The 19,483-nt window shown below is 38.2% G+C and carries 13 protein-coding genes and 3 pseudogenes; all 16 read left to right on the forward strand.

Annotated features, from left to right (window positions below; translation table 11 throughout):
- The first annotated feature begins 303 nt into the window (after nt 1–303).
- Complete coding sequence (locus V6E90_RS11025) at nt 304–2,916, forward strand: type VI secretion system Vgr family protein (protein WP_332605330.1); 2,613 nt, start codon at nt 304–306, stop codon at nt 2,914–2,916.
- Nucleotides 2,917–3,858: a DUF4123 domain-containing protein gene (locus V6E90_RS11030; RefSeq protein WP_332605331.1), complete on the forward strand. Its 942-nt coding sequence runs from the start codon at nt 2,917–2,919 to the stop codon at nt 3,856–3,858. It begins immediately after the preceding gene.
- The gene (locus V6E90_RS11035; RefSeq protein ID WP_332605332.1) at nt 3,851–6,697 is read left to right on the forward strand and encodes a T6SS effector BTH_I2691 family protein; all 2,847 of its coding nucleotides are present in this window, start codon (nt 3,851–3,853) and stop codon (nt 6,695–6,697) included. Before V6E90_RS11030 ends, V6E90_RS11035 begins: the two co-directional genes overlap by 8 nt.
- Before the next feature lie 15 nt (nt 6,698–6,712).
- Nucleotides 6,713–7,528 (forward strand): putative type VI secretion system effector, encoded by an 816-nt coding sequence (locus V6E90_RS11040; protein WP_332605333.1) that lies wholly within the window; start codon nt 6,713–6,715, stop codon nt 7,526–7,528.
- Between the two features lie 170 nt (nt 7,529–7,698).
- A pseudogene (locus V6E90_RS11045) lies at nt 7,699–8,773 on the forward strand (DUF2345 domain-containing protein); the annotation flags it as partial.
- A gap of 337 nt (nt 8,774–9,110) precedes the next feature.
- Entirely contained in the window at nt 9,111–10,139 is a 1,029-nt protein-coding gene (locus tag V6E90_RS11050; RefSeq protein ID WP_332605334.1) for a hypothetical protein, read from the forward strand.
- Complete coding sequence (locus tag V6E90_RS11055) at nt 10,139–11,434, forward strand: type VI immunity family protein (RefSeq protein ID WP_332605335.1); 1,296 nt, start codon at nt 10,139–10,141, stop codon at nt 11,432–11,434. The genes V6E90_RS11050 and V6E90_RS11055 overlap by 1 nt, the downstream gene beginning before the upstream one ends.
- Before the next feature lie 255 nt (nt 11,435–11,689).
- A pseudogene (locus V6E90_RS11060) lies at nt 11,690–13,177 on the forward strand (DUF2345 domain-containing protein); the annotation flags it as partial.
- Nucleotides 13,178–13,189: 12 nt separating this feature from the next.
- Nucleotides 13,190–13,660: a hypothetical protein gene (locus V6E90_RS11065; protein WP_332605336.1), complete on the forward strand. Its 471-nt coding sequence runs from the start codon at nt 13,190–13,192 to the stop codon at nt 13,658–13,660.
- On the forward strand, nt 13,618–14,145 hold the full coding sequence (locus V6E90_RS11070; RefSeq protein ID WP_332605337.1) for a hypothetical protein: 528 nt from the start codon (nt 13,618–13,620) through the stop codon (nt 14,143–14,145). The genes V6E90_RS11065 and V6E90_RS11070 overlap by 43 nt, the downstream gene beginning before the upstream one ends.
- Nucleotides 14,146–14,155: 10 nt before the next feature.
- A complete protein-coding gene (locus tag V6E90_RS11075; protein WP_332605338.1) occupies nt 14,156–15,220 on the forward strand; it encodes a type VI immunity family protein in 1,065 nt (354 codons plus the stop codon).
- A gap of 91 nt (nt 15,221–15,311) precedes the next feature.
- Nucleotides 15,312–16,607 carry a type VI immunity family protein gene (locus V6E90_RS11080; protein ID WP_332605339.1) on the forward strand — a complete coding sequence of 432 codons (1,296 nt, stop codon included), beginning with the start codon at nt 15,312–15,314 and terminating at the stop codon, nt 16,605–16,607.
- Nucleotides 16,608–16,669: 62 nt separating this feature from the next.
- Nucleotides 16,670–17,668: an exodeoxyribonuclease VII large subunit gene (locus V6E90_RS11085; RefSeq protein ID WP_332605340.1), complete on the forward strand. Its 999-nt coding sequence runs from the start codon at nt 16,670–16,672 to the stop codon at nt 17,666–17,668.
- Between the two features lie 11 nt (nt 17,669–17,679).
- Nucleotides 17,680–18,375 carry a hypothetical protein gene (locus V6E90_RS11090; protein ID WP_332605341.1) on the forward strand — a complete coding sequence of 232 codons (696 nt, stop codon included), beginning with the start codon at nt 17,680–17,682 and terminating at the stop codon, nt 18,373–18,375.
- Nucleotides 18,376–18,440: 65 nt separating this feature from the next.
- Nucleotides 18,441–19,130, forward strand: a complete 690-nt coding sequence (locus tag V6E90_RS11095) for a hypothetical protein (protein ID WP_332605342.1) — start codon at nt 18,441–18,443, stop codon at nt 19,128–19,130.
- 106 nt (nt 19,131–19,236) lie between these two features.
- Nucleotides 19,237–19,386 (forward strand): annotated as a pseudogene (locus V6E90_RS21880) (PoNe immunity protein domain-containing protein); the annotation flags it as partial.
- Nucleotides 19,387–19,483: the final 97 nt, after the last annotated feature.

The following is a 19,483-nucleotide window of genomic DNA, read 5'->3' on the forward strand; positions in this document are numbered from 1 at the left end:
CAAAGAGGGCCGCCAATGTAGAGGACTTGGGTATTGCTCATGAATTATAAAGGTATCAGTTGAAGAAGGTTAAAATCTTCAGAAAGGATAAGCAATCTAGGATGTGAAATATAGAGGGGATAGGATACAAGTGAGTAAAAACATAACACTGATAGGGGTGGTCTTTGCTATTTTGAAGGAGAGGTTTGAGGCAATCATTATCGGTGGAGTGACATAAATTGTCATAAATAGACAGAACTGTATAGACAGGTGGTCATGATACTTTGTAAAATGCGTTAAATTTAAGCGAAAGCCTATAACAAGATGTTGAACAATATATTTCAAGCCTTAGATAGTTTAGGGCTTACTGCACAAAAACGTGCTTTGCATATTTTATTTTCTAATCCCGATTTAAACGCTCAGGTGTTTTTGCAACGTATTGATGGGACACATAAACTCAATGAGGGATTTAAGGCAGAATTGATCTGCCTATCAACGAGCGCAGTTATTCCTTTAAAGCAATTTATTGGTAGCCAAGTTGCAATTGATCAAGTGACCGACCAAGGTCAACTCACTCGTACCACAGGGATTATCACGGGTGCAGATATTGGACAATCGGATGGAAGCCTCACCCTATACAAACTCACCGTAGAAGATCCAACAGCTCTACTCAAATATCGTCGAAACTCTCGGGTATTCATGAATAAAAGCGTTCGTGATATCATAGAGATATTATTCAAAGAGTGGCAGCAACGTAGTCCCTTATTTGCATCTAGCCTGACTCTTGATTTAAGTGGTTTGACACAAGACTACGATATCCGCCCATTTATCATGCAACACAATGAACTGGATATCGACTTTATCAAACGCCTTCTAGCATCGGAAGGCATTAGCATGTTAATTGATGAATCTGAACATGTTGTTCCACATGTCAATGCGCCGATCCAAGCTCAAAAACTTCGTTTGATTGATGACAATAGCCAATATCAAGCCTTAGATCGTCGACAGATTCGCTACCATCGTAGCAGTGCAACAGAACGACAGGACAGTATCATAGCCTTTACTGGAGTACGCTCACTACAACCGACGTCTGTCTATATCAACCGTTGGCAAGCTGATGTGCTGGATATAGATGAAGGTGCAGGTTCAGTTCTCAGCACTCATCAACACAGTGACAATCAGGACACGGCAAGTTTAGGCTTAGAAGATGCTTGGCACTTTTCACCTGCATGGATGCAAGACCTAAACAAGGAAGATGGTGCAACAGCATCGGGTAATCGCCAGCTCGAAAGATTCAATAAAAACCTTAACAACTACCACGCATCCCAAGCTAAACAATTTAAAGCCCAATCGACAGTCCGAGATGCCCATGTCGGTTACTGGTTTCAACTCAATGAGCATCCTGAGATTGACCAGCATTCAGGGGCAGAGAAAGAATTTCTGATTACAGAAAAGACCTTTTATAACCAGAATAACCTCCCTAAAGACTTAAACCTACAGATCAATCAACTGTTAGCACAAAGCAATTGGCAACCGAATCAATTTAATACAACAAATTCAGAAGAACGCCAAGCTAACCAACTGACCCTACAGCGACGCAACATTAGCACTGTTCCAGAATACAACCCATTAACCCACAAACCAAAAGTACACCCAATGCGTGCCAAAGTGGTGGGGCCAAGTGGTGAAGAAATCCATGTCGATGAATGGGGCCGCATTAAAGTCAGATTCCTGTTTACTCGAGCAGATGATCACAGCCATGATGGTGGCGCAGGTGTCAATGACAACGACGCAGATTCAGCATGGATCGATGTACTTACACCGTGGGCAGGTGAAGGCTACGGCGCACGTTTCTTGCCAAGAATTGGTGAGATTGTGGTGATCAGCTTCTTTGATGGCAATATTGACCGTCCCTATGTCGTCGGACGGATTCATGAGGCACAACGTAGCCCGACCAAGTTTGACAATGCAGGCAAGCTGCCTGATACCAAAAAACTGGCAGGGATCAAATCCAAAGAAGTTCAAGGTGAAGGCTTTAACCAACTGCGTTTTGATGACACTACAGGTCAAATTAGCGCACAACTACAAAGTAGTCATGCTGCTAGCCAACTGAATCTCGGTAAACTGAGCCATCCAAAAGACAAGGCTGAAAGTGAAGATCGTGGAGAGGGCTTTGAACTACGGACCGATCAGTGGGGTGCGGTTCGTGCAGGTCAGGGTTTACTGCTGAGTACGCAGAAACAGGATCAGGCACAGGGTGAGTATCTGGATGCCCAGCCAGCTAAGCAGCAGCTCGAAGGCAATCAAAGCAATGCTAAAGCACTCAGTGAAGTTGCCAAGAATCAGCAAACGGATGAAATTGAATCATTAGAACAGTTAAAAGACTTTGCTGATCAGATTCAGGACAAGATGGCAAAATTTGAAAAAGCTTTATTGCTGTTAAATTCACCTGTGGGAATTGGTCTGAGCACCAGTGAAGATATTCATCTTTCTGCGGATGGACAGATCAATCAGATTACGGGTGATAGTATTAACCTAAGTACACAAAAGAATTTGATCGCACATGCGAGTGGTAAGCTAAGTCTGTTTGCAGCACAGAATGGGATTAAACAGGTGGCTGCTAAAGGCAAGTTTGAGATGTTGGCTCAGGCTGAAGGTATGGATTTACTTGCCAAGCAAGGGATTCAGGTTACATCAACCGAAGATAGAATAACGATTACCAGTCCCAAAGAGATTGTAATCACTGCGGGAAGTTCTCAAATCAAAATTAATGGCTCGGGTATTTTTCCTATGACGGGTGGCAAGTTTGAAGCAAAAGCAGGGCAGCATTTATTTAACTCTGGAGCATCTGTTACTTCACCTGCTTTGAATATGCCAGATTGTTCTGCGAAACAAACTCAGGCTGCACAGAATGGTGCTGCCAAGGTTGAGCTATAAATGATCATTCAACAATTAGAAAATAAAGAATTTAATGATGAGATGATTTGGGAAAATATATTAAAAGTTTATCAGCAAGATAAGCATGTTGTATTTTTATTAGATAAAACGCTATTTGAAAATTTTCTTGTAGAGCAACTTCCGAAATTTAGTCATGATGAAATTGCTTATATTCCAATAGCGCAGTCTACTCAGAAGAGTCCGCTATATTTACTACGGTTGACCAAAATTGAACAACTGGAAAGCATTAGAGATGACTTGGTTTATTTTCTAAAGAAAAACTTTGATTTTCGTAATGATTGTTATGTCGTTTGTGGTTTTGGTCGATCTGCTGATGAGTTAGATGTTTTGGCAAAACATCTCAGAAACACATTAGTTCTCAATGATCAAGGGAAAAAGGTTTATTTTAGATGGTTTGATCCTCGAGTGTTGGTTTATCTAAATATCATTCTGGATGATGAAAGAGTGGCATCTTTACTCCATTCTTTTGATGAATGGAACTTTTATCATGTCAGTGGTGTATATCTTTTTAGCAAGGAGGATAGGATTGCGGGAGAAAAATTTAAGAAGTTACAGATTAGCCCAAATGAGTCAATAAATCTGGACTTGATAGAAGTGAGTAATTTGGCTTACCAACAGGCTTTTAATTTAATGCCTGATGAGCATACACGCATTTGCCCATTGAAAACACTATTGGCAATTCAGTCGGCATATCATGATTATCAAATTACTAATTACCCTGATCTTATCTCATATGCTTTGTATAGTTGGATGATACATCCACAGTTTATGCAATATAAATTGACTAGAGAGACATTACAGCAATATTGGTTGAATAAAGCAGAAGTCGGTAGTTTTACAGATGCTATGAATTTTTTAGCAGAAAGTCATTGGGAAAAGATGAAAGAAGATTTATTAAATAAGGAATATGGTTATGAATAATAAAGTAAAAGTTTCCAATAAATATTTAGATGCCAATAATAATAAAAATATTAGCCAAAAATTGGCAGAGGAAAATAAAAGTAAACAAATAACCATGCCTGAAAATACCATTTCAGAAAGTTCCAGAAAAATATTAACTCAAAATTTGAATAGTAGTACCACCGATAAAAAATGCTCAACATTTTGTCGAGAAGAAGGTTTTCATATTTTGCCTTTGCGTTATGCAGTCACTCAGCAGAAAGCTCCCACTTTGGCTACCAGCTTAGGTGCGAATGTTAAAAGTGTTAAGTTACAGCATTCGAGTTACGTGGCTGAAATGCTGGATTCAGGCTATGTATATCAACTGGTTGTTCGAAGTTCAGGGCGTAAGGAGTGGTATGCTTACAAAGTGACACCTAAAGGTTATTTATCCTTATTTCCAATTGGTAAGACTGCACCTGTATCTGTCCCAGAATTTGCCTGTAAGTCAGCTACTCATACTTTTATGGGGTCATTGATTACTGTCCCGCATAATCCTAAAGATAAAGAAAAAACGACCTATCTATTATATACGCATGTTGCTTTAACTCAGAATAAAATCAAGCAAATGGAGCAGAACCCAGAGAGCTTTGTACAAAAAGGAATGTGGCAAAAAATAGATGTTGAAGGATGGAAAGGGGGCAATATGGCCCAGCAACATTGTTTAAATCATCAGAATCTCAAAACATCTATCCATAACCTTAATAGTTTTGGCAACCGTATACAGCATGCTTTTAAGCAGTTTAATTCACTACCAAAGTTTTATGCCAGTATTGTTCTCTATGACCCTGTAGGGATTACTGTTGCTTTGAATGACTTTAGAAATCTAGCTTATGCGCCTGTTGATGAATATTTAAATATTAAAGATGCGATGGGGATTAGCAATCAACGGAAACTGGATGCAGCCCAGCAAGTGGATAATCTCAAGGGAGCACTCGCAGGAAGTATCCAGAAATTTCATACTTCAAGAGAGCAGGAGACTCGGACACCATTGGATGGACGGCTACAGGGCAGACTGCTTACTTTGAATGAAATGTCACAAGCAGCAGCAAAGCGAGGTGATATACAGGAGGTGGAACGCATTCGATTACGTAAGCAAGAAGTTTTGCGAGAGCATGAACAGTTATTGCAGCGACGTGGTAATAACGCAGAGCAGGCTATTCGTCTGGATACAAAAGCGAGTTGGCAGACTTGTGATGAAAATCTTAATTATGCTGAAGTTGAGGCATTCAAGGCTGAAGCAGCTAAAAAATATGATACAGCACTCATCGTGGCGAATCAGCGAGCAATGGATCATTTAAATTGGATTAATTCAGAAAGTCTGTTGGATGGGTTGGAGGTTTATGATAATACTGATTTACAAAATGGCTGTGCATTTAAGTCGCATGTTGCTGCCATGCTGTTTGGTATGGAGGGGGCGACCCAAGCAGCTGAACAGATAGATAGATGGATTATAAAACCTCAATTTGAACGTGGTAATTTATTTATACGGGGTTTATACAGTAATCAAAACGAGGCTAAAAAACTACATGAAGAGATCGTCGCCAAAGCAACAGATTTTACCGCAGTGGGTATAAAGGCAGTAAAGGGTGTGGTGGATTTTTTGAAGAAAACAGATTCCGCATGGGATGAGTGGGTACGTAATCAAAATAAAAATAATATTGGTAATCTTGCGTTTAGCAATACTGAAAAGAAGAGCATGCTATTTGTTTCTAATTTTGCTCGAACTGTATTTCGGGTGGGTATGGGCACTCAGACAGAAAAGATGTTTGTTAAAGCTATCTCGCAGAAATTATTATTTGCTCAAATGGGAGAATTGGCAGCAAAACTACGCTTTGATCAAGTAGTGCATAATATTGATCCAGAAAAACAAAAAATTGCCGATAAAGTAATTCGAGTTGCTCCGCAACTGGGTACTAAAGTCGCATCAAGTGCACAGGCTGCGACTTTAGCATCACTGGATGTACTATTAGATGATGCAATGCAGAAAAAAACAGAAGTAGCGAGAAAACTAGAACAGATTTTGGGGCAGGATATGAAGAATGCTACCAATAATTATCATCAGGTTAGGGCGTCTGGAATCTTGGTTTTATTGGAGTCTATTAATTTAGCTACCATGTTAAGCTCGGGAAAATATAAGACTGGAGAACAAATTGCAGCTTTAACTGCATCAGTAGCTGCTTTAATGGCTTTCGCTCTGGATATTTTTTATGGATTAGGGAAGGGTGTGCGTGAAGTTGCCACCCAGACAACTTATAGTGGTGCTGGGGCAGCAGCTACACGTGCAGCTGCCAATATACAAAGAGCTGCCATTAAGTGGGTCGCAGGTAGTTTAAGTGCGGTTGCTGGAAGTATAAGTGCTTGGTTAGATTTTCAAAAATTTACGAATCTTGGGAGTAAAGTTGGAACTCTCAATAGTCTGAAGGTCTTATATTTTGCTAGGGGGGTGTCGGGTGCATTCGCTACTATTTTGGGTTTATTCGCAGCTTTAACTTATATTGGTCCTTTAATGGATTATTTAAAACGAGTCGGAGGAAGTCCAGCAATACAACGTTTAGGCGGATATTTATTTGGACAAAAAGCATTACTGATTTTTAAAAATTTTACTCGAGAAGCTGTAAGAAATGTTTTATTACGTGGCATTGCTTGGGCTAGCGGTATTGGATTAGTACTGACTTTAGCTGAAATTGGGTTATTAGTTTATATGGAAGCTACAAAGTTACAGCGTTGGTGTGAACATTCAGTTTTTAGACAAAATAAGGGTAATCAGCTGATGTCTGAAACTCAAGAATTAGAAGATTACTATAAAATTTTTGTTTAAAGGGAGTGATGAAATATGGCAAGTATGAATAAAACGCAATTGGCAATAGATATTCTTACTGAGCAATTATTTATAGTAGAAGGAGTCATTACTGATCTACTGACTCGAGTGAATATGCAAAATTTAAATAGTGGATTGCAGTCTGGTACAAATGCTATTGCGGTAAGTTCCGCATTAGTGGGGCAGATTGGTAGTGCTGCCTTAGCAAGTTTTGCAGCTAGTGATGAAGGATTAGATGTACAGGATTTTGCCTTTGAACTCACTGATAATAATGGAAGTAAGCATTATTTTAAGGGGTGTTTTCCTGAAGTTGTTTTTAAAAAGGGGGATAAGGTTCAAGTAGTGGCGAAACATATAGATAATAATTATTCTTGCGCAATAGCAGTTATTGATATTCAAAATAATTATATTTGGACTGGTCAAGAGGTAGTCAAAGGAAGATGGCGATATAGAGTTTTTGGTATTAAAATTATAGGAGTCATTGGCTGTCTTAGTTTAATATTTGGGGTAGTAGCAATTTCACTTTTAGGTGGTTTTAATCTTTTATTAGAAAACTATATGCTAATTACCTTATTTTGTTCCTTTTTAATATTTATTTTTATAGGCTGGCAAGTTGGCGGCAGCTTTGATGGGCAGAGTATCGAATTAGAAGCTATATTAAAAAAAATAGGCTTTCATGAACCTAGTCGTATGGATTTACAAAACTTCGCTTTGACAGATTTGGAGTGGAAGAATAAGAAGGATGATGTTGAACATGAACGCTGGAAGGATTTTACATATCGATTAGACTTGGCTCGACAGGCAGATGAATCAAAACATGGAAAGAAATGAAATTCAATAAATCGCAAAAAATAATAGATTACTTAGCAGAACAGCTTTTTATTATAGAAGGAATAATTACTAATCTGCTGACACATAGCCCGATATATAATTTAAAGAGTGGTTGTAATAGCTGAGTAAGTAAAGTTGAGCCATTTATCGCTAAAGTTTAGTGAACATAGGGAGCGAATGACAATGATACTGATTCTGCATGGATCGATGTACTGACCCCATGGGCAGGTGAAGGCTATGGTGCACGTTTCTTACCGCGTATTGGAGAAATCGTAGTCATCGACTTCTTTGATGGCAATATTGACCGTCCATTTGTGGTGGGAAGAATTCATGAAGGCCAGCGTAGCCCGACCAAGTTTGACAATGCAGGCAAGCTGCCTGATACCAAGAAACTGGCAGGGATCAAGTCCAAAGAATACCAAGGTGAAGGTTTTAACCAGCTCCGTTTTGATGACACCACGGGACAGATTAGTGCCCAGTTGCAAAGCAGTCATGCCGCTAGCCAACTCAATTTAGGTAAACTGAGCCATCCAAAAGATAAAGCTGAAAGTGAAGATCGTGGTGAGGGTTTTGAACTACGGACTGATCAATGGGGTGCAGTTCGTGCAGGCGATGGTTTATTACTTTCCACGCATAAACAAGATCAAGCCCAAGGTGAACACCTCGATGCACAAGTTGCTAAACAGCAGCTTGAGGGCAATCAAAACAATGCCAAGGCCTTAAGTGAAGTTGCCAAGAACCAACAGACCGATGAAATAGAATCACTGGATCAACTCAAAGAATTTGCGGAAGAAATTGAAGCTAATATTGCCAAGTTTAATAAAGCGCTATTGTTACTCAGCTCACCTGCGGGGATTGGTCTCAGTACTAATGAAGATATACACTTATCAGCGGATGGACAGATCAATCAGATTACGGGTGATAGCATTAACCTAAGCACACAAAAAAATCTGGTTGCCCATGTCCAGAACAGGATTAGCCTGTTTGCAGCACAGAATGGGATCAAGCAAGTCGCTGCGAAAGGTAAGTTTGACGTGCATGCTCAATCAGATGGGATAGACTTGCTTGCCAAGCAAGGAATTCAAATTATCTCGACCGAAGACCGTATTGAAATTACCAGTCCTAAAGAAATTGTATTTACCGCACAGAGTTCGCAACTCAAGCTAAATGGTTCAGGGATTTTCCCGACCACTGGTGGTAAGTTTGAGGTGAAGGCAGGGCAGCATTTGTTTATGGGTGGAGCTAAGGTTTCAGTCCCAAAAATAACTTTACCAAATCCACCGCCTCTAGATAAAAACATCGGTAAATTCTTCTTGTATAAAGGTGATGGTAGTCCTTTCGTTGAACATGAATATAAAATTCTGGATAAAGCTGGCAATGTGTTAAAGCAAGGTATTACCAATCAGTTTGGTGAAACAGATTATGTTCAGACAGAGCAATCAGAAAAAATCACTTATGATGTAAAAATGTTGAAAGAAGCAGAAAGAATTACAAGTAGTTGGCAGAGCCAACTTGAAGGGAAATATGCCAACTTGTTAAGTCAACTCGATCAGCAATCTCCTGATCTCGAAGGAGACGAGTAATGTTGCCTTTAATTGGTTTAGGTGTAGTTCTTGCACGAGCTTTTACAGCCGCGTTAACGGTATATGAGTTATATAGCTATGGTTCAAACTTATACGAAGGGCAAGCAAATTATAGACAAGAGCTAGAAAAGGCCAAGGCCGAAATAAAGAAGATCATTCATGATCTGGAAAAAGAGTTTAATGGACATCTTGTATATGCTTCTGAAATTGCATATCTAGAACATTTAAGGGAAAAAGATCCTCAGAACCCAGAAACACGTGCACCACGACAACGTGGTTATCAAGGCTTTAAGAAACAGATTTCAGAAAAAATACCTTTTCGAAAAGTGATTTCGGAAGTTTGTGAAAAAGCCAATGCCAATGGGTTTCCACAACTCAAAAAGAAAAGAGGCGTCAAGGTCAGTGATTTGCCTAAAGCACGACAAAAAGTATTGGAAAGTTGGGCAGGCTTGATCTTGTCTGAGATTCTGGATGAAGACATTGGTAGTGAGTTTTTAATTGCGCGTTTAAAACAATTGGCAACCTCAATCATGTTTGAGTTTGTGGATGAGATTTTGGGCTGGAAGGCTCCGATCAAGACAGAAGTGTGTTTTGGGGCAAAGTTTGAAGATCCCCAGTTATTGTTTCCTGGCAATCCAAGACTGAAACGAACAGGAAGTCTTGATCTGAATCCTTTTTATCCAACACCTTACCATAACCAAAGAGGGAGTATTGCTGCCGATTTGGTTATTGCTGAATCTCGTTTGGAACCGATCTCAAAAACAAATCTTTTTGCGATTGTGGAAATTAAGTTTCAGGGGGATTCGATTAAAAAAGCACAATTTTCTAAATATGATGATTTATTGGATGCTTGTAAAAATGCAAAAGAGAAAAAATATGGTAAACATAACAATCATTCTGGAAAGGGTTTAGATGAAGGTGGTTATCTTTCTTTGTTTCGTTATCCTGAAGATATTGCCTTAGAAAAAGGTAAAGAGAAACCGAATGAACAAGCAGGAACCAAGAAATCTGGTAGAGGTGGGCGATAATGAGTACTGTTGAACCTTTTGTAAGCGAAGCAGACCAAGCTGAATGGATTGAAGAAATTAAAGCAACAGATAAGCTTTGGGTGATTGGTGACGAAGGTGGTGATGTATATGGTATTGGACCCTATGTTTCTTTTTATGTTTATCACTCAGAGGAAGAAGTACCTCAACTGATTAATAAGTTCATTGAGATCTTTAATGAGTTTAGCCAAATTAAAAATGAAGTGTGGACTCATTTTATACATCCAATCAAAGATGTATTTATTAAAGCGGACAATGCTGAAGCATTACTACTTGGTTTAGAATCGATTTGCCAAAGACAATATCAGAAAACGGGCTCTGTTTACTTTACAGCAACTGTCTCTGATGATACTGAAATTAGTTCAGCCGTGTGGTCATATTCAATGACTATTGCTGAAAGACCATATATGCGATACAGCCATTTGAAAATGAACTTTAGATATGCTTGGTATATTGCGAGTCAGGAAAATAAAGAGAAATGGCATCAGTTTGTTGAACATTGTATCGATACGTTAAAGCCTCGTCATACTTACAGTGGATTTGAAATTGCTCAGGCTGCATCCATGCATTTGGGGAGTTATGAGATTAACAGTCTTGAAAAGATTGTGACTCAGGCTTTTTATGGTGTCGATATTGATCATCCAGACTTTAATGGAAGCCATAGTCATGAAGATACTGATGGTTATATCAATGAACGTAAATTAGGCTCAGGTATACGTACACCTGTCTGGAGCTTTTTACTTGATCCATATTGGATTGCGAAACTAGAAAAAACAACTGAAGAGATCAAGACTTACTTTAGCCGTTTTAAAGAGGTCGAAATCAAGGAAATCGAATATCCAGAAAATCAAATAGGCTTATGGATTCGACTCGGAGAGCTCTCCATGTATCCTGTTGAAGATGGTGTGCCTGTTTTGCCTGTTTATGCCAATGCTTTAATTAAGCCGATACGTTGTGATGAGCTGAAACTGGTTGGCTATGCACAATGGGATGATGATCCTAATGAGCATCTCAGTTATGAAGAAGGCATTGCATGGATGCGTCGTTTCGATGAAGACAGTAGTTGGCCTGAAGGAAAACGAATCAATAAGGTTAATGAATTATCGCTAGAGGAAGAGGCGCTCAAAGTGAAAGGTGGAGAGTCATGTCCACGAACAGGTTATTGGAAAACACCAGCACAACCAGATTCACGTCAATATTTTAAGCAGGGTGAAATTCTTCCAACCCTTACCGAGCTGGATTGGGGAGAAGTGTATTGGTATTGGGACGGGGAATAGCCTAGGTGGCTTTATTCCAAGCTAAAGCTGTAACTAGTTGTAAATAAATTTTAAGATGTATTATGAACCAGAACTTTTTACCCACTTTTACTATTAGTGACTTACATAACTTTTTAGGTGATACATTAAATGCTTGTATTGCCCAGCGGAAAAAAGAACAACAATTGTTCTGTGTGCGAGGTGTATTAATAAATGTCGAGGAGGAGCTACAAAAAACTCGATACCCTTTAGTGTATGGCCTGATTATTCAGGATAGAACAGGGTCCATTGAAGTTGAGATTCCTGTTTACTCGCGCAGATAATCATAGTCATGATGGTGGCGCAGGTGCCAATGACAACGACACAGATTCAGCATGGATCGATGTGTTGACCCCATGGGCGGGCGAAGGCTACGGCGCACGGTTCTTGCCAAGAATTGGTGAGATCGTGGTGATTAACTTCTTTGATGGCAATATTGACCGTCCCTATGTGGTCGGACGGATTCATGAAGCACAAAGTAGTCCAACCAAGTTTGATAATGCTGGTAAGTTGCCTGACACTAAAAAACTGGCAGGGATCAAGTCCAAAGAAGTTCAAGGTGAAGGTTTTAACCAACTGCGTTTTGATGACACCACAGGTCAAATCAGCGCACAACTACAAAGTAGTCATGCCGCTAGCCAACTGAATCTCGGTAAACTGAGCCATCCAAAAGACAAGGCTGAAAGTGAAGACCGTGGTGAAGGCTTTGAGCTGCGTACTGATCAGTGGGGGGCAGTACGTGCAGGCGATGGTTTATTACTTTCCACGCATAAACAAGATCAAGCACAAGGTGAACATCTCGATGCACAAGTTGCTAAACAGCAGCTTCAGGGTAATCAAAGTAATGCCAAGGCTCTCAGTGAAGTTGCCAAGAACCAGCAAACGGATGAAATTGAATCTTTAGAACAGTTAAAAGACTTTGCGGATCAAATTCAGAAGAAGATTGCAAAATTTGAAAAAGCTTTATTGCTGTTAAATTCACCTGCGGGAATTGGTCTGAGTAGTAATGAAGATATTCATCTCTCAGCAGATGGGCAAATTAATCAGATTGCAGGCGATAGCATTAATCTGAGTACGCAAAAGAATCTAGTAGCTCATGTTCAGAACAGGATTAGCCTTTTTGCCGCGCAGAATGGGATCAAGCAGGTGGCTGCAAAAGGTAAATTTGAGGTACATGCTCAATCGGATGGCATGGACTTACTTGCCAAGCAAGGGATTCAAATTATTTCAACCGAAGACCGTATTGAAATTACCAGTCCTAAAGAAATTGTATTTACCGCACAGAGTTCGCAACTTAAGCTGAATGGCTCAGGGATTTTTCCGACTACGGGTGGTAAGTTTGAGGTGAAGGCGGGGCAGCATTTGTTTATGGGTGGGGCGAAGGTAAGTCCAGCATTACCAATCCTACCAGTGATGGTGGATCAACCATATTCTGCGGCTATAACATTTTTAAATGAGTTAAAACAGCCTATGGTGAACTATAACTATAAGTTGGTTGCAGAAAATGGTGCTGTAGTAACGGGTGTAACGGACACCTATGGTAAGACTCTGCCAATTCAAACAGACGTACGAGAAAAAGTTGATTTATTTATTGCGGATATTCCCAATAGTGACGAGGCTTCATCAGAATCTCCTTTACTGAAAAAAAGTTATCAAGAGCTTTTCTATAAAGAAGATAGCGAAGATGTATTTGATGATGTTGATGCTGAAAGTGAAGAAGAATAAGAGGAATTTAAATTGCAGTATGTTGCTATCGTTATCGCATTTTTACTTCGTGTTTTATTAACTGTTCTAAAAAAGTTATTAAATCAAGCAGCCAAAGTTACATCTGAGATTGTTAAGAAACATCTTATCCCGTTTCTGAAAGATACAGGGGCTGTAATTGCGCAGGAAATTATTGAATTTGTATTCTCCTTTGCGACTGAAGTTGCAACAGATATTAAGAAAGAACAAACTAGTTCAACAGCACCTCAACCGAGTGGTTCAACTAAACCAACCGCTCCTTCTCGACCTTCAAGTGTTGGAGCTTGGTATGATGTATATACTAAAAAGCGAATTCTGTTTAAGTCGGTAATTTGCAAAGTTTGTTGTTTTAGCAATCAAATTGGTGGGGCGACAGGGAAGGCATCTAAAAAGGAAACTGTGACTGAAAAAGTAATCAACTTATGGGGGGATTACGGCATCTCAGACAAAAAGCAGTACAAGTGATTTTTGCACTTGTAGATATTGTGATGGAGCATAAGTGCCCAATCAAAGCAGAAGTTATTTATGATAAACGAACTAAACAGCCATTGATGGTAAATGGGGCAGAGCCACCTCGACATCAATTTATGGAAACACCTGGTTCTGGTCGTTTTGGTGCGGATGTGATTGTTGTAGCTAATATCATGAAGGCTCCAACAGTTGATAATATCTTGCACTGGGTTGAGATTAAGTTTTTAGATAGTAATGATCCCCCTGATCGAGAACAGATGCGAGATTATGCACAATTTCTAGGTAGTAGTACAAAGTTGGCGATGATCAGAGTCTCAGAAGATATTAAAAAAAGTGATTGTGGCTGTAAAGCAAAGACGCTACCACAAAATACACAAAAGCCTAGTAGCACGCCTCAAGCAAAGAGGACAAGTAAGATTAATAAAATGCGTGAAATTTGGGATGTGATTGTAACGAATGTCGAAAATATTTGGAAATAAGGAATAGATTATGGGTGAGCTATTTGATGCCGCAAACCAATGGCTAGACCAGGTTGAACAAACACAAGACTATACATTACCTTATATAGATGTTGATTCAAAAACTGAGCCTGTACGTTTGAATCTTATGATGTCTTTTTGGTTCTATCATGGAGAAACATTGGGGATCAGAGAGTATATTTTTAATAAGGTACTCCAGTATATGCAGTTAACAGGTGTGGAGTTCCAACGAGAAGCTTCTGTCAATAAGCAAAAGGAGCGTAAGTTTCGTAAAGAAGGGTTCCCTGAAAATTGGATTGAGGATATTAGAAAAAAAGATACTTGGAGTTCATTAAGCTACTACTTCTCAGATCAGCCTAAAATGAGTTTTGCTCCTAAATATGGTGTTGATGTGCTATGTAGTTCACAAATGGGTGAAGGGCACTGGTACTCCACAATGAATTTTATATTTCCTTTCGATTTTATAAATAACAGTGATCAACGTTTGCAGTGTATTGAGTTTTTTAAATCGATAGTACGTGAGACTAAAATAGAACAGGCCTATTGTGGTTATCGTTTGGGGCAGTCTCTGGACTTTACACAGGCTGTGCCATGGCAAGTATTTGATACTGCTGCTAGTTATCGATTTTTGGGTTTGGATATTGAAAAAAATATGTCGCAGAGTAGTGCTGTTATTAATGATGAACCTTCTTTAGAAAAAGGAGTGCGTTCAACAGCATGGCTAGTTTATTTAGGTGAAACGTGGGTAAATAAATTGGGTTCGATAGATGTAGAGCAATATATCAATACACCACTACAAGTAGAATCAATCAATGATGGTATCTTTTTTCAAGCAGATGAACTTCCACAATTAGCCCGTATAGGATTACCGCGCCCTCAAGGTTATCAAGCTTTAAATAATATTCTCAAACCAATTAGAGAGAAAATGTTGCCATTGACTCAGTATGCTGATTCTTTAGCAGAATGGGAGCCTGTTTTTTTTACTCCAGAGCAATGTGACTGGTGGTTAGAACGTTGGGATAGGGAGGATGATGCTGACTTATTAGATAGATATCCTGTGAGAAATAGTCTTTAGGACCCTTTGAATTGTTATGTTAAAAATAACCTTATGTGTTTTTATTGGTTCTAGTTTCAGCATGCTTTTTGAAGCTTAGTGTGGTGGATTAATGAGTAGGGTTGAACCTTTTGTAAGCGAAGCAGACCAAGCTGAATGGATTGAAGAAATTAAAGCAACTGATAAGCTTTGGGTGACTGGAGATGAGGGGCAGGATGCGTATGGGATAGGCCCCTATGTTTCTTTTTATGTTTATCATAAAGAGGTGGAGTCTTCGCAATTGATTACTAAATTCATTGAAATCTTTAATGAGTTTAATCAAATTAAAAATGAAGAGTGGACTTATTTTGTACATCCTATCAAAGATGTATTTATTAAAGTGGATAAAGCTCAAGCATTACTAGCCGATTTAGAGAATGTTTGTCAAAAACACTATCATAGAACGGGCTCAGTCTATTTTACTGCAACAGTGTCAGATGAGACCGAAATTAGCTCTGCTGTTTGGGCTATAGATTTTAAAGTCGATAGTCATCCTTACATGGCCTACAGCGTATTAAAAATGAACTTTAGATATGCTTGGTATATTGCAAGTCAGGAAAATAAAGAAAAGTGGCATCAGTTCATTGAGTACTGTATTAAAAAATTAAAACCTCGACATGCATATAGCGGTTTTGAAATTGCTCAAGCAGCTTCTTTGCATTTAGGTAGTTATGATATTAACAGTCTTGAAAAGATTGTGACTCAGGCTTTCTATGGCGTTGATATTGATCACCCTAGCTTTAATAGAGGTCATAATCACGAACAAGAAGATGGATATATTGACTACCAAGATTTAGGCTCAGGCATTCGAACACCTGTCTGGAGCTTTTTACTTGATCCATATTGGATTGGAAAATTAGATAAAACTACCGAAGAGATCAAAGCTTACTTTAGCTGCTTTAAAGAAGTCGAAATAAAGGAAATAGAGTATCCAGAAAATCAAACAGGTTTATGGATTCGACTCGGAGAGCTCTCCATGTACCCTGTTGAAGATGGTGTGCCTGTTTTGCCTGTTTATACCAATGCATTAATTAAGCCGATACGTTGTGATGAGTTGAAACTAGTCGGCTATGCGCAATGGGATGATGATCCTAATGAGCATCTAAGTTATGAAGAAGGGATTGCGTGGATGCGTCGTTTTGATGAAGGTAGTAGTTGGCCTGAAGGAAAACGAATCGATAAGGTGAATGGATTATCTTTAGAGGACGATACGCTCAAAGTGAAAGGCGGAGAGTTATGTCCACGAACTGGTTATTGGCAAACACCAGCGCAACCAGATTCACGTCAATATTTTAAGCAGGATGAAATTCTTCCAGCCCTTGCCGAGCTGGATTGGGGAGAAGTGTATTGGTATTGGGATGAGGAATAGCCTAAGTGGCTTTGTTCCAAACTGAAGCTGTAACTAGTTGTATATAAATTTTAAGATGCATTATGAACCAGAACTTTTTACCCACTTTTACTATTAGTGACTTACATAACTTTTTAGGTGATACATTAAATGCTTGTATTGCCCAGAGGAAAAAAGAACAACAATTGTTCTGTGTGCGAGGTGTATTAATAAATGTCGAGGAGGAGCTACAAAAAACTCGATACCCTTTAGTGTATGGCCTGATTATTCAGGATAGAACAGGGTCAATTGAAGTTGAGATTCCCAAAAATCTGTTATCTGGCTTCAAGAATGGTAGTTGTGTAGAAATACATGGAGTGCCAACATTTAATTTTTTTAAAGAGCAATGCTCCAGAAGGTTAAAGGGCTATGCCGTACAGGCTATAGAAGAAGATAAAGGCTTACAGGCATTCCAGTCGAAACTTTCAACATTAGATGTTTTAAAAAAACATAGACCGAAAAGCCATACTTTTCCCAATCAGTTTGATCTTTCAATTGCTGTGATTTACTCATCAGCGAGCAAAGTTGATATACAAAAAGACTTCTATGATTATGTCAAAGAATATTGTGATGAGTTCAATTTTGATGAGAAGCCTGTTAGCTTGAGCAACGTTGACGCCCTATCACAAGAAATAAGCTCCTGCGCAGATCATGATATCGTGGTGATTATTCGAGGTGGGGGACGTAATGATGCATTTGATATTTTTAATGATGAAAAGGTATTAAATGCTTTTTCTAATTTGAAGGGGTATCGAATTTTAGGCTTGGGTCATAATTCGGATGTAACGCTTTTAGACTGCTTGGCAGATCATTCTGCAATTACTCCAACAGCAGCAGGAATACACTTATTGGATGGTTCAAAACCTCCATTTATGGTTGAGAATATATTTCGAACCATGCTTGCAGAAGCCTCAGCACAGAGATTAGTAAATTTAAGATGCCGTACTACTAAGTTACAATGGTATTTTTATCAGATTGAAGCAAAAAATTACTTTGATTCATTAAGTGGATCAATTGTTAAGACTATTCACATGCCTTTATAAAGGGAAGTAAAATGCCTGATTTTTTCTTAAATTCTATTTTCTATAAGGCTTCATCTAATACGGAAGATGCTATCAATGACCAAATTGAAGTTTTACATGGTTTAGTGAGAGATTTACAACTTATTAATCCAAACTTTTTAAATTGGTATGTAAATAATGCTAAAGACTCTACTCCACCATTAGATTTGTTATTCCCTAGTGAAGATGCTTTTGAATATTTAAAAAAACAAAGAATAAAAGATACTTTTAAAGCATTTCTTTTATGGAATGGAAAGGTGGATAATAATTCTTATGCTAGTATAGCTTTAAGTATTGTAAATATTAGTTTAAGTTTAAATAAAAATATACCACAAGAAGATCTCGTGAAATTATTTGAGATAGTTCTAAAGTATTTAAAATGCAAATATTTATATTTAGCGAACAATTTTTTTATGAGTAGTCGAGTATTTGAACATAGACAACCTCTATCTTCAATCTCTTATGTTTCAAAGAGCATAGAGATCGATGAAATTCCTCATCTCTATCAGAAAATTGATATTAACAATGAGTTGAATCAAGGGACAATCCTTATTTTTTCTCAAGACGTATATGAAGAATCAGAAAATATGAAGTTGGTACTTCAAGAGAACTCAGTTGCATTAGTGGATCTTGATCTTATTCCTGAGATCGAATTAGACCCTGATTTCTTTAGTGAGGTTAATTTCTAGTTCTTCTCAAAAAGCTAAGATATGAAAGTATCTTAGCTTTTATATATACGATGGAGGGATTTATCATGCGTGAATTTTTCTTTAGCACTCGTTTGTATAAACAACTATCATCAACTGAATCTGATATTCAGAAACTGTTAGAAATTTTAGAAGAAGTCATTAGAAAAATAAGTGAAATTGATCCAATCTTTTCAACTTGGTACATTAATAATCCAATAGGAACTAAGCCACCATTAGATTATCCTTTTCCTTCTGAAAAGGCAAAAAACTATCTATTTAATCTTAGAAAATCTGATAATTTGGAAAGTTTTCTATTATGGAATGGAGTTGAGGAAAGAAGCCAATATGTGAGTTTTAGTTTTGATAGTTTTGGCTTGATTATGACCTTTAAGAAAATATTGGAAACTGAACAGATAGTTCAGATTTTTAAGGTTTTATTGAGTCTATTGAAATTTGAGTATATATATCTTAATAGCTATTTTTTTGGTGATATTAATATTTTCCCCCATAGGTTAGAAACTACTTCTATTTGCTATGTGCCTAAGACAATTGAAGATGGGGATATTCCATATCTCTATAAGAAAATTGACATTAATAATGAGCTAAACCAAGGAACAATCCTTGTTTTTGATCAGAATCTATTTGATGAATCGGATGAGATGAAGAAAAAAGTACAAGAAAATTCTATAGCACTGGTCGATTTGGATCTTATACCAGAAGCAGAGTTAGGTGCTGATTTCTTTAGTGAAGATTAGAGTCCTTTTTTTAATTTTAGATATGCCTTGGTTAAAAAGATTTGATCTAGAGGATGAGTTTAAGATTACGGAAAAACTAGAAAAACCTGAAACAGAAGATCATATTGTTAAAGTAAAAGGTTGGGAAGTTCGTATTAAAACAGGACATTGGATTACTCTAGCTAAACCTGATACACGACTTTATTTTACGCAAGGTGGCATATTGCCAATACTTTCAGAAACGGGTTGGGGTGAAGTCTATTGGGATAGGGAATAGATGCAGCATTGCCAGTTTTTTTTATGATCAGTCCAGATTAGAGTTTTGGGATAGGAACGATGATGCTGATTTATTGGACAAATATCTAGTGAGAGAT

It is taken from the genome of Acinetobacter sp. ESBL14, from assembly GCF_036668815.1.
Taxonomy (GTDB): domain Bacteria; phylum Pseudomonadota; class Gammaproteobacteria; order Pseudomonadales; family Moraxellaceae; genus Acinetobacter; species Acinetobacter gyllenbergii.